Origin of the sequence: Bradyrhizobium sp. BR 1432 (assembly GCF_051547705.1) — a bacterium.
Classification (GTDB): Bacteria; Pseudomonadota; Alphaproteobacteria; order Rhizobiales; family Xanthobacteraceae; genus Bradyrhizobium; species Bradyrhizobium zhanjiangense.
Genome location: NZ_JBPUGF010000003.1, coordinates 2,698,509 through 2,710,696, shown reverse-complemented (window position 1 = coordinate 2,710,696; position 12,188 = coordinate 2,698,509). Strand labels below are relative to the sequence as shown.

11 protein-coding genes and 1 pseudogene are annotated in these 12,188 nt (G+C 64.8%); 1 reads left to right on the top strand and 11 read right to left on the bottom strand.

The features are described from left to right. Window positions 1–18: 18 nt before the first annotated feature. The gene (locus ACSKB8_RS12905) at window positions 19–1,077 is read right to left on the bottom strand and encodes an amidohydrolase family protein (RefSeq protein ID WP_438104471.1); all 1,059 of its coding nucleotides are present in this window, start codon (window positions 1,075–1,077) and stop codon (window positions 19–21) included. A gap of 144 nt (window positions 1,078–1,221) precedes the next feature. Between ACSKB8_RS12905 and ACSKB8_RS12900 the strand changes: the two genes are divergently transcribed. Further along, entirely contained in the window at window positions 1,222–1,704 is a 483-nt protein-coding gene (locus ACSKB8_RS12900; protein ID WP_438104469.1) for a CinA family protein, read from the top strand. Window positions 1,705–1,888: 184 nt separating this feature from the next. Here the strand turns inward: ACSKB8_RS12900 and ACSKB8_RS12895 are convergent, their stop codons facing one another. From ACSKB8_RS12895 to ACSKB8_RS12850, 10 genes and pseudogenes are all read right to left on the bottom strand, one after another. After that, entirely contained in the window at window positions 1,889–2,155 is a 267-nt protein-coding gene (locus ACSKB8_RS12895; RefSeq protein WP_244551202.1) for a DUF1488 family protein, read from the bottom strand. 177 nt (window positions 2,156–2,332) lie between these two features. Beyond that, window positions 2,333–2,944, bottom strand: a complete 612-nt coding sequence (locus tag ACSKB8_RS12890; RefSeq protein ID WP_438104467.1) for a tetratricopeptide repeat protein — start codon at window positions 2,942–2,944, stop codon at window positions 2,333–2,335. Between the two features lie 154 nt (window positions 2,945–3,098). Further along, the gene (locus ACSKB8_RS12885; RefSeq protein WP_438104465.1) at window positions 3,099–4,568 is read right to left on the bottom strand and encodes an AMP nucleosidase; all 1,470 of its coding nucleotides are present in this window, start codon (window positions 4,566–4,568) and stop codon (window positions 3,099–3,101) included. 161 nt (window positions 4,569–4,729) lie between these two features. Further along, window positions 4,730–6,065, bottom strand: a pseudogene (locus ACSKB8_RS12880) (HlyD family type I secretion periplasmic adaptor subunit). Then, window positions 6,062–7,810 (bottom strand): type I secretion system permease/ATPase, encoded by a 1,749-nt coding sequence (locus ACSKB8_RS12875; protein WP_438104463.1) that lies wholly within the window; start codon window positions 7,808–7,810, stop codon window positions 6,062–6,064. The pseudogene ACSKB8_RS12880 and the gene ACSKB8_RS12875 overlap by 4 nt, the downstream one beginning before the upstream one ends. Window positions 7,811–8,064: 254 nt before the next feature. Further along, complete coding sequence (locus tag ACSKB8_RS12870) at window positions 8,065–8,334, bottom strand: GlsB/YeaQ/YmgE family stress response membrane protein (protein WP_091890659.1); 270 nt, start codon at window positions 8,332–8,334, stop codon at window positions 8,065–8,067. Between the two features lie 159 nt (window positions 8,335–8,493). Continuing rightward, window positions 8,494–9,471 carry an ABC transporter ATP-binding protein gene (locus tag ACSKB8_RS12865; RefSeq protein WP_438104461.1) on the bottom strand — a complete coding sequence of 326 codons (978 nt, stop codon included), beginning with the start codon at window positions 9,469–9,471 and terminating at the stop codon, window positions 8,494–8,496. Next, window positions 9,468–10,883: an amidase gene (locus ACSKB8_RS12860; RefSeq protein WP_438104459.1), complete on the bottom strand. Its 1,416-nt coding sequence runs from the start codon at window positions 10,881–10,883 to the stop codon at window positions 9,468–9,470. Before ACSKB8_RS12860 ends, ACSKB8_RS12865 begins: the two co-directional genes overlap by 4 nt. Continuing rightward, entirely contained in the window at window positions 10,880–11,077 is a 198-nt protein-coding gene (locus ACSKB8_RS12855; protein ID WP_018321359.1) for a hypothetical protein, read from the bottom strand. The genes ACSKB8_RS12860 and ACSKB8_RS12855 overlap by 4 nt, the downstream gene beginning before the upstream one ends. Continuing rightward, on the bottom strand, window positions 11,074–12,135 hold the full coding sequence (locus tag ACSKB8_RS12850; protein WP_438104457.1) for an ABC transporter ATP-binding protein: 1,062 nt from the start codon (window positions 12,133–12,135) through the stop codon (window positions 11,074–11,076). Before ACSKB8_RS12850 ends, ACSKB8_RS12855 begins: the two co-directional genes overlap by 4 nt. Window positions 12,136–12,188: the final 53 nt, after the last annotated feature.

Below are 12,188 nucleotides of genomic sequence, written 5' to 3'. Positions count from 1 at the left end.
GCCTCCTTTGGCAGCGGGCTAAGTCAGGCGGGGATAGGTCGCATGCGGATTGTCGATCATGATCTTGTGCACGAGATCGGGGGACAGACCTTCGGGCAGCGCGTCCTGGCCGTCGAACTGCCAGTGCGGATAGTCCGTGGAGAATAGGACCAATTCGTCCGACTGCATATGATCAAACAGGCGAATTAATGTCTCAGGTTCCGGCGGCGCATCAAATGGCTGTAACGAGAAGCGGATGTTGCTGCGCACAATCTCCAGCGGCGCGCGATCGACCCAGGGCGTCTCCATCCGCACCCCGCGCCAGAACTTGTGCAAACGCCAGAGATAGGGCGCGATCCAGGAGACGCCGGATTCCAGCATCACCATTTTCAGCCGCGGATATTTGGCGAACACGCCCTCGACGATCAGGCTGGTGAGCTGGGTCTGGAACGCCTGGGCCTGACCGACATAATCCTCGATGTGATAAGAGCCCCACCCCACGGCGGTGGGCGGATTGTGGTAGGCGGAACCGGCATGGATGCCGATCGGTAATTCCAGACTTTCCGCGGCCGCATAGATTGGCCATAGCGCACGCTTGCCGAGCGGCGTGTCGCCCATGACCAGCATGAGCACCTGCACGAAGCGGCGATCCTGCGCGCAGCGCTCGATCTCGGCGACGGCCTTCTCGACGCTTTGCGTGGGAATCACGATCGAGCCACGCAGCCGCGGATCACGATCGAGCCATTCCTTGACGAGCCAGTCGTTCAGCGCGCGGCAGAAGGCCGCCTGCATGTCCTCGGAGAACACCATCTGCACGCCGTAGAGCGGATTGCAGATCGCGAGTTTGAGCTGGAAAGGATCGAGCACATGACGCTGCATGTCCGCCAGGCTTTCGCCAGGCTTGCCGTTCTCGGGGCGCCAATCGGGCCGCGCCACGATCGGCGAGTTCTTCGGATAGGATTGCGAGACGAGATCGACCATGCCGCGCGTCGTCACCTGATCGCGCCAATAATCGTTCAAGTACGGCAGCAGGCTGGTCAGATGCGGCACGGCCGGATGCAAATCGCAATCCACCCCGCCGGCGATCAGGGACGCCATGACGTCTCCCTTCTCACGTTTCCACGCATGTCTCTTCTTGTACCCGCCATTCAAGCAGGCCTGCCCGCCGCCCGCAACTCGGCCAAGGCTTCCGTCATATGCTAGGAAGGCTGAGCACAGTTGCGAGGATCAGAGGTGAAGGACATGAAAGAGCTCGTCGGCATTGCGGAACAGGTCGCGGCCAAGCTGATCGCGCGCAAACAGACCATTGCGGTGGCAGAATCCTCGGCCGGTGGCCTGATCTCGGCCAGCCTGCTCGCCGTGCCCGGCGCGTCCGCCTATTTCGTCGGTGGCGCCGTGGTCTACACCCGCGACGCCAGGCGCGTGCTGATGGATATTTCGGACGACGGCATGAAGGGCTTTCGCTCCTCATCGGAGCCCTACGCGAAACTACTTGCTGAGCGGATGCGAACGCGCTTCGGATGCGACTGGGGCCTGTCCGAAACCGGAGCCGCCGGCCCCACCAGCAACCGCTACGGCGACGCCGCCGGCCATAGCTGCATGGCGGTGGCGGGCCCTGCGGCAGAGGTGATGACGCTGGAGACGGGCAGCAATGACCGGCTCGCTAACATGCAGGTGTTCGCGGCGACGGCGCTGAAATTGTTGCTGAAGAAGCTGGAGGAGTAGCAGGCCGTTTGCGTCGATGGACCGGCCGCGCCTCATCTCCGGTGTCGTCCTGGCGAAAGCCAGGACCCATTACCCCGAATGAGAGTTGTGCGGATGGCGGAGCCACAGCTTCTTCAAACAATATAAGCCGGTGGCAATGGGTCCTGGCCTTCGCCAGGACGACATTGAGGGCGCGTTGTGCGCCTTACCGTCCCAAATGCCGCATAAAGATCCGCACCACATAGCCCTGAAACCTCGGCGCTTCGTCGTAGAGGTCTGACGCGATCCGCTCGATGGTCTCGCGCAGGGACAGGAACTGCGCCTGACGTGCGCTGCTTTCGGTGCCCTGCATGCCCGCGAGCTCGTCCATCGCGGCGTCGCTGATCTGACACTGTACCACATCGCCGTCGTTCAGCATGGTGAAGCGAAAGGCCAGCCGTTCGAGGTCATGGCCAATGATCTTGTCGCGCATGAGTGGCATCAAGTCGTCCCGGTCGAGCCCCCGCGCCAGACAATGCTGAAAATTTCTTCGCTTGTCACCATGTGTAGATGGGTTAGCCCAAGGCGTAACCCACCTATTGTCGCGATAGTGGACTACGCCGAGCGGACTGCGCTTCGTGCAGCCGCGGGCCGGCCCCACCCTGCGTTCTCAGTAAACGAGGGCCGCGCCTGTGGGTTTCTCCAGCGCGTTCGCCAGGGACTTGTACTCCTCGCAATCGGTCCCGCAGATCGCGGCGATGCGGCTCAGGTGAAACATTGCCTGCTCGCGGTTACCCTGCTCGAGCTGCCAAAGCCCATAATACTGCCAGGTCAGCACGTGATTCGGATCGGCCTTCAGCGCGCGCTCGTACCAAATCTGCGACTGCTTGTAGTCGCCGAGCTTGCGATATGAGTAACCGATGAGATTGGCGACGTTCGGATGATCGTCGTGGCCGAGCGCCTTCAATTGCTCGATCGCGACCGCATAGTCGTTGCGCTCGTAGATCGTGTCATAGGCCGCGCGGTAGCCGGCCGCGAATGCGGGATCACCGATGCTGGACTGGTTGTTCGGCTTCTTGCCTTTCTGGGTTGCCTTTGGGTTGGAGCGTTTCGGGTAGGTGGACTGCGCTTTCTGATCCGAATAGGCGCCCGCATAGGGATCCGTGGAGCTGGTGCCACCACCTCCACCGCCTCCTCCACCGCCCGCAGCCAATACCGGCGAAGCGAACAGCGCCGCTGCGAACGTTCCCAGCACGACGACTCTGATCATTGCTGTGATCATTGCTGTCTCCTGCTTCTGACTACGCGGCCCCGGATGACGTGATAACCCTGCTATGGCGGCGATATTCCGGGATGATTGCGTTCTCACGGGGACGCCGGTCTCGGGCGTGCGACAGTCTTGCTGCCAGATCCTGCCGGCAAGCGGGACGGACGCGCTACTGAAACGCGACCTCGGCAAAGCTCCTCAGCTTTCGCGAATGCAGCCGCTCCGATTCCTGCTGCTTCAGCCGCTCCAGCGCCTTCAGACCGATCTCGAGATGCTGTCCGACGCGGCGACGGTAGAATTCGCTGGCCATGCCGGCGAGCTTGATCTCGCCATGCAGCGGCTTGTCGGAGACGCAGAGCAGCGTGCCGTAGGGGACGCGGAAGCGGTAGCCGTTGGCGGCGATCGCGGCCGATTCCATGTCGAGCGCGACCGCACGGGATTGCGACAAGCGGCGGATCACGGCCGGCCCGGAGATCTCCCAGTTGCGGTTGTCGACGCTCGCGACGGTGCCGGTGCGCATCAGGCGCTTCAGTTCAAAACCTTCCAGGCCGGTGACGTCCTCGACCGCCTCCTCGAGCGCAACCTGCATCTCGGCCAGTGCCGGGATCGGTACCCACGGCGGCAGCTCGCGGTCGAGCACGTGATCCTCGCGCACGTAGCCGTGGGCGAGGACGTAGTCGCCGAGCCGCTGCGTGTTGCGCAGGCCAGCGCAATGACCGAGCATCAGCCAGGCATGCGGCCGCAGCACGGCGACATGGTCGGTGACGTTGCGCGCGTTGGATGGACCGGTGCCGATATTGATCAGGGTGATGCCGCGATAGTCGGGTGCGACCAGGTGGAAGGCCGGCATCTGCGGTGCGCGCACGGGCGCCATTCCGCTGATGGCGCCGCCATTGCACGTGATCACATTGCCGGGCGCGACGAAGGCATCGAGACCAGCCTCGCCGGATTGAAGCCGCTGCTGGCAGAGCTGCGCAAATGCGTCGACATAGAACTGATAGTTGGTGAAGATCACGAAGTTCTGGAAATATTCGGGATCCGTGCCGGTGTAGTGGTAAAGCCGACGCAGCGAGTAGTCGACGCGGGCCGCGCGGAACAAGGATAGCGGCTCGGGCGCGCCGGGGTGGAGCTCGAAGGTGCCGTCGGCGATCGAATCGTCCATCGTGGCGAGATCAGGCACGTCGAACGCATCGCGCAGCGATCGCGTGATGACGGAGTTCTCGCTGGTGGTAATGGCGGCCTCGATGTTGATGTCGCGGCGATAGGCGAAGTGGATCGGGATCGGTTCAGTGGACTCGCCGATCTCGACGGGCACCGCGTGGTTCTGGATCAGGAGTTCGATCTGCTCGGTGAGATAGGCGCGGAATAGATCCGGCCGCGTCACGCTGGTCTCGTGCACGCCGGGGCCATGGACGAAACCGTAGGACAGGCGCGAGTCCAGCCGCGCATGCGTCGCGGTGGTGAGACGGACGAAGGGATAGTAAGCGCGAACCCGTGTGGTGACCGCTTCGCCATTGACATAAGCCTCGAACCGGTCGCGCAGAAATTTTGTGTTGCGCTCATAGATCTCTTCGAGTTGTGCGACCGCGAGGCCGGCGTCGGAGAAGGATTCGGTGGCGATGGAGGGTGGGGATTGCATGGTCGACCGCCGGGTTGCTGTTTGCAATCGCAGTATAGCAAACTGACAGCCAAGTCGTCATTGCGAGCGCAGCGAAGCAATCCAGAAATCTCTCCGCTGAGGCAGACTGGATTGCTTCGCTGCGCTCGCAATGACGCTGGGAGATGCCGCGCTTTCGCGCGTCACTTCTCCCGGAACGCGCGCATCAGCTGGTCGTGCAGCGGCTTCATCAGATAGGACAGCATGGTGCGGTCGCCGGTCTGGACGAAGGCTTCCACGGGCATGCCGGGGATCATCTTGACGTCGCCGAGGCGGGCGACCTCTTCGGCCGGCATCGAGACGCGGATGGTGTAATAGCTCTGGCCTGTGCGCTGGTCTGTGGTGACGTCGGGCGACACGCGGCTGACGACGCCGTTGAGCTCGGGTGTGGTGCGCTGGTTGAAGGCGGACAGGCGCAACAACGTCTTCTGGCCGATCTGGAGCTTGTCGATGTCGACCGGGTTGACCTTGGCCTCGACCTGGAGATCGTCGGCCTGCGGCACGATCAGCATCAGGGCATCGCCGGCGGTGACGACACCGCCGACGGTATGCACCGTCGATTGCAGCACCATGCCGTCCTGCGGCGCGCGGATGTCGACGCGGCGGAGCTGGTCTTCGGCGGCGACCTTGCGCTCGATCAGCTCGCCGATCTTGTCGTTGGTCTCGCGCAGGTCCTTGGAGACCTCGCTGACCACGTCCTTGTCGATCTGGATGATCTGGAGCTCGGTCTCGGTGATCTTGCCCTTGGCCTGGGCGCGCGAGGCGATGTACTGCGCGCGCTCGCCGTTGAGCCGCGCCGAGTTCGCGTTCGAGCTGGGTCAGGCGCGAGATCTGCACCAGGCGCTTGTCGTAGAGCTCGCGCACGCCGGTGAGCTCGTTCTGCACCAGCGCGATCTCCTGATCCTTGGCTTTCTCCTGGGCGCTGAGACCTGCGATTTCCTCGTTGAGCTGGGTGATGCGCTCGCGCAGCTGCGCTTTCTGCCCGGTGCGGCCGTTGACACGGACGTCGAACAGCTTGGTTTCGGCGGAGAGCAGCACCTTGACGTCAGGATCGTCGGCGCGCTCGATGAGGCTTTGCGGGAATTCGATCTTGTCGACACCGCGCTGCTCGGCCTGGAGCCGCGCCGCGCGCGCCTGCGCGGCATCGAGATTCTTGGTGACGATGGCAAGGTTGGCCTTGGTGACGGTGTCGTCGAGCCGCACCACGATGTCGCCGGCCTTGACCACGTCGCCATCGCGGGCGCGCACCTCGCCGACCACGCCGCCGGTCGGATGCTGCACCTTCTTGACATTGGATTCGACCACGATCTGCCCCGGCGCGATCAGCGCGCCCGAAATCAGCACCGTGGAAGCCCAGCCGCCAAGACCGACGACCAGGACCAGCACGATCCCAAGCCCGAGCATCAGGTGAAACTTGATCGAATCGCGCACCGTCTTCTTCGCGGCAGGCTTCGGGCCGCCGATTGCCAACGTGCTCATGGCTTGGGCACTCCACCTTCGCTGACGATCTTGATCGGCGCCGGCGGCGTCACGCGCGGCTGGAGCACCTGGGCGAGCACCTGCTCCTTGGGACCGAAGGTCTGCATGCGGCCATCGCGCAGCACCAGGATCTGGTCGACCGCCTCGACGCCGATCGGCCGGTGCGCCACCACGACGACGATGGCGCCGCGCTCGCGCGCCGAGCGGATGGCGCGAGTCAGCGCCTCGTCGCCTTCAGTGTCCAAATTGGAGTTGGGCTCGTCGAGCACGATCAGGAACGGGTTGCCGTAGAGCGCGCGCGCCAGCGCCACGCGCTGCGCCTGCCCTGCGGAGAGCGCGGCGCCCTGCTCGCCGACTTGCGTGTTGTAGCCCTCGCGCATCTTGATGATCATCTCGTGCACGCCGGCCTCCTTGGCCGCGGCGATGATCGCGTCGGAGGTGGCCTCGGGATCGAACCGGCTGATGTTCTGCGCGATGGTGCCGCCGAACAATTCAACGTCCTGCGGCAGGTAGCCGATGTGACGGCCGAGCACGTCGCTTGACCATTGGTCGAGCGCCGCGCCGTCGATCCGCACCTTGCCGCGCACCGGCTGCCAGACGCCGACCAGCGCGCGGATCAGCGACGACTTGCCGGAGCCGCTTGGCCCGATCACGCCGAGGCCGTTGCCGGCGGTGAGCGCGAAGGTGATGTCCTGGACGATGAGGCGCTGGTCGCCGGGCGGCACCATGGCGACACCTTCGACCGAGAGCCGGCTGGTGGGTGCCTGCAATTGGGTCGGCATCGCCTGCGCCGGCATCTGCTCGAGGAGCCGCGTGAGACGCTGCCAGCTCTGGCGGGCCGCGACGAAGGATTTCCAGTGGGCGATGGCCAGATCGACCGGCGCCAGCGCGCGGGCGGAGAGGATCGAGCCGGCGATGATGATGCCGGCGGTCGCCTCCTGATGGATGACGAGATAGGCACCGACCGCGAGCACGGCCGATTGCAGCAGCATGCGCAGCACCTTTGCGACCGCGCCGAGACCGCCGGCGACGTCGCTCGCGCGCTGATTACCGGCCAGATATTTTTCGTTGGCCTCGCTCCAGCGCTGGTTCATGCGGCTGGCCATGCCCATCGACACCATGACTTCGGCATTGCGGCGGCTGGCCTGGGCGAGATCGTTGCGCTGGGCGGCAAGCCCCATCGCCTCCTTCGCCGGCTGGCGGGACAGGAATTCGGTAACCAGCGTCAGGCCGACCAGGATGATGGCGCCGACCAGCGCGGTGACGCCGATCAGGACGTGGAAGGCGAAGCAGATGGCGAGATAGAGCGGCAGCCAGGGCAGGTCGAAGAACGCACTCGGGCCCATGCCGCCGAGGAAGGAACGGACATTGTCGAGGTCCCGCAGCGGCTGGAGGCCCTCGTTGCGGCTGCCGACCAGCAGCGGCAGTCGCACGATGGTGTCGAATACGCGCTTGTTGAGGGCCTCGTCGAGCGAAGTGCCGATCCGCCCCAGAATGCGGTTACGGATCATGTCGAGCACGCCCTGCGCCATGTAGAGGAAGCTGGCGAGGATGATCAGGCCGACCAGGGTCGGGATGCTGCGGCTCGGCAGCACCCGGTCGTAGACCTCCAGCATGAAGATCGACCCGGTCAGATAGAGCAGGTTGATCATGCAGCTCATCAAGCCGACGCCGACGAACGCCATGCGACAAGCGCGCAAGGCGTCACCGAGCTCTGAACGGCGGACGCCAGGGATGGCTGCCATCAGTCTGATCTCTTTCGGGTGAGGGGCAAGGCCCCTGATTTCAAAGGCGATTCAGGGTACTCGCCTCGGATTAACATCTGTTTTCCGGCCGTCAACGCAGTCGAATTAATCCGGGGCCCTGATGGGCCACATCTACCCCTGATAGACTTCCGCGCAAGTCCGGAATTTCACAGGCTTGCGGCTTTTTCTTGCAGGCTTTCAGGCTCTTCCCCGGAAAAGGGAGAGGCCGCAAGCTCCGATCTGCCGAACGCCGGCTAGAACCGGCCCCCGCCGCGCACCAGCCGCACCACCAGAAGCAGAATGACGGCACCAATGGCGGAATAGACGATCTCGGAGACGAGCCCGGTGCCGAGACGAATGCCGAGCTTTGGGAACAAGAGGCTGGCCACCAGGGCCCCGGCGATGCCGATCACGATGTCGCCGATGATGCCGAACCCGGCGCCCCTCACGATCTTTCCGGCCAGCCAGCCGGCGACCAGGCCGACGAACAGGATGACGAGCAGGCCTTCGTTGGAAATGTACATAAGTGAGGTCCCTCTGGCGTGAATGGCCGCATGGAACCGGAATCGGGATGAATGGGGTCTGAATGGCGTTCGTGGCTGGCCGGTTGCCGCAGTGCAGACAAAAAATGTCGAAAACAACCCCATGCACAGTAGAGCAGGCCCTGGCCGGTGCGCTCAGTATTACGACAGTGCGGTGACCTGCTCCGCCAGCACGCACCTCGCCGCCCGGCCCGGCCCGACCTCCACATTCGCAGGCAGCTGCTCCAGGCAGCGCGGCTCGGCGAACTTGCAGCGGGGGGCGAAGGAGCAATTGTGGGGTTTTTCGGCCAGCGAGGGCGGGGTGCCGGGAATGGTTTCGAGCCGCGCCCCGCGCTTGGCGCCGTGGATGGTGGAGGCGAGCAGGCCCCTGGCGTAGGGATGCACCGGCGAGCGGACGATGTCGCGCAGGCTCCCCTGCTCCACGATCTGGCCGGCATACATCACCGCGACGCGGTCGCAGATCTCGATGGCAACGCCGATGTCATGGGTGACGAAGATGACGGACATGCCGAACTCGCGCTGCAGCTCGCGCAGCAGCAAGAGGATCTGGATCTGCACGGTGGCATCGAGCGCCGTGGTCGGCTCGTCCGCCAGCAAAATCTTGGGACGGCAGGCCAGTGCGAGCGCGATCATCGCGCGCTGGCGCATGCCGCCGGACATCTCGTGCGGATAGGCATCCAGCCGCCGCTTGGCCGAGGGGATGCGCACGACCTCGAGCATGTCGAGTGCCCTCGCCCGCCCTTCCGCAAAACTCCTGCCTTCATGGCGCACCACGCTCTCGGCGATCTGCGCGCCGATGGTGTAGACCGGATCGAGCGCGAGCGCGGGCTCCTGGAAGATCATCGAGACGGTCTGGCCGCGGAACGACGAGAGCTCCTCGTCGTTCATGGCGAGCACGTCGCGGCCCATCACGTTGACCGTGCCCGAAATTTGCGTGCGCTTCTTCGGCAGCAGCCGCATCAGCGCACGCAACGTCACACTCTTGCCCGAGCCGGACTCGCCGAGCAGGCCCAGCACCTCACTGTTGCCGAGCGAGAGGCTGAGATCGTTCACGGCATAGACCGTGCGCTCGCCGGTGAAGCGGATGTTGAGGCCTGAGATATCGACGAGCTTTGTCATGACGGCAGTTTCGGTATCCGGTCGTGATAGTCGGTGACGCGCTGGAACGCGGCGCCGATGGTGAGCAAGGTGGCTTCATCGAAGGAGCGGCCGATCAGCTGCATGCCTACAGGCAGGCCGCTTTTGGTGAAGCCGGACGGCACCGTGAGCGACGGCAGACCGAGGAAATTCACCGGGCGGGTGAACAGCGTCAGCCGCTGCAACAGCGCCGGCGCGTTCGGACCACCGCCGACATCGCTTTCCTCGATGGTCGGCGCCGGCACTGGGGAAGCCGGTGCGATCACCGCATCGACACCCGCGGTCGCCGCGTTGTGCGCGGCGAGCGCCGAGCCGCGCCAGCGCATCGCCTCCAGATAAGTGATGGCAGGAACGGCGAGCCCGTTCTGAAGCCGCATCAGGACCTGCGCGCTGTAATCCTGCGGACGCTCGATCATCCAGCGTTTGTGGAAGGCGGCGGCTTCGGCCGCGAGCACGAGCTGGCTCGCCGACGACAATTGCCGCTGATCCGGCAGCTCGATCGTGACGATGTCGGCACCCTCGCGCTTGAGCACGGCGATGGTCTCGTCCAGCACGCGCGCGACCTCGCTGTCGAGATCGTCGACATAGAAGGACGCGGGCACCCCTACCTTCAGGCCCTTCAGCGAGCCCTTGGTCGCAGCCACATAATCCGACAACGGCTCGTGGCTACAGGTCGAATCTGCGGGGTCTGCACCGGCCATCAGCGCCAGCAGCAGCGCGCAATCCTCGGCGGTGCGGGCGAGCGGGCCGACCGTGTCGAGCGATTGCGACAGCGGCATCGCGCCGGCACGGCTGACCCGGCCGACGGTTGTCTTGAGGCCCGTGACGCCGCAGAAATGCGCGGGCATGCGGATCGAGCCGCCGGTGTCCGAGCCGAGCGCCGCATAGGTCAGCCGCGCCGCAACCGCCGAGCCGGAGCCCGACGACGAGCCGCCGGTGATGTGCGCGACGTTCCAGGGATTGCGCACCGGGCCGTAATGAGCGTTGTGCCCGGTCGGGCCATAGGCGAACTCGGCGAGGTGCAGCGTGCCGAGCCGGACCTGGCCGGCGTCCTTCAGCCGCTGCAAGGCGGTGGACGTCACGGTCGGCACGAAATCGCGGCGGATCAGCGAGCCGCAGGTCGCGACCTTGCCGGCGTCGTAATACATGTCCTTGTGCGCGAGCGGCACGCCGTGCAGCGGACCACGGACGCTGCCCTTGGCGAGCTCGGCGTCGGCGGTCTCCGCCGCCTTGAGCGCGGCCTCCGCTTCAATCGACATGAAGGCATTGAGATGCGGCTGCCATTGCGCGATACGATGCAGCAGCGCGTGCGTCACCTCATGCGAGGACAGCTGCTTCATCGCGATCGCACGCGCGACCTCAGTGAGCGTCATCAAGGCAGGCTCGGCGCTCATTTCGACACCTTCTGCGTCTGCGCGATCGGATAGAGCGCAGGCTCGAGGTCGAACGGCAGTGTGCCGGCAATGGCCGCAAAGCCTTCGAAGGCAGGCCCGATGGAATTGGAGATGCGGGTCGCGATCTCGTCATCCACGGGAACGCCCGCGATTTGCGCGATCGGTTTGATCTCTTTCGGCGTCGGTCTCGTCATAAGGTCTTCTCCCTCGGCGCGCGGCTATGGCCTGAACCCGGAATCGCCATGTAGCACGCGGCCTCGTGGCCCATATTATCGAGCGCAGTGAGCTTTGGTGTCGCATTTGCGCAGAGCGGCTCCGCAAATGGACATCGGGTGTGGAAGCGGCAGCCCGAGGGCGGATCGATCGGATTGGGCGGATCGCCCGTGATCGGCGGCGTCTCGGTGCGGCTATCAGGATCGGAGGACGGCATCGCCGCCAGCAGCGCGCGCGTATAGGGATGCGCCGGCTGGTCCCAGACCTGGTCGACCGGGCCGAGCTCGACCACCTCGCCGAGATACATCACCAGCACGCGGTCGCTGATGTATCGCACGACGTTGAGGTCGTGGCTGATGAAGAGATAGGTCAGGCCGAACTCGCGCTTGAGATCGGCGAGCAGATTGAGCACCTGCGCCTCGACGGATTTGTCGAGCGCGGAGACGGCCTCGTCCAGGATCACCAGCCGCGGCGACAGCGCCAGGGCTCGCGCGATGTTGACGCGCTGGCGCTGGCCGCCCGAGATTTCGTGCGGATAGCGGCTGGCGAAGTTTTCCGGGCGCAGGCCGACCTTGCCGAGCAGCTCGCGCGCCAGGGTGCGCGCCGCGCCGTCGGCCATGCCGTGGACCTTGGGACCGAAGGCGATGGATTCCTCGATCGTGAGGCGCGGATTGAGCGAGGCGTAGGAATCCTGAAACACCATTTGCATGCCGCGGCGAAGCTCGCGCAAGCTCAGCGACTGGCCGACGGTCATGCCGTCATAGATGATGTCGCCGGTATCGCGCGGCATCAGATGCATCAAGAGACGCGCGGTGGTCGACTTGCCGCAGCCGGATTCGCCGACGATGCCGACGGTCTCGCCCTTGGCGACGGCGAAGGAGACGTTGTCGACCGCGCGCACGGTGCGCTTGGCGGCGAACAGCCCGCCGCGTACGGGGAAATGTTTTGTCAGGCCGGAGACCTGAAGCAGCGGCTGCGCGACGCCGCCGCGGTCTTCGACGGGCTCAAGCATGGTGGTCGGTTGAGCTGCTTCAGACATGGAAGGTATCCTTCACCTCTCCCCATCGGGGAGAGGTGTTCTTTGCTACGGAG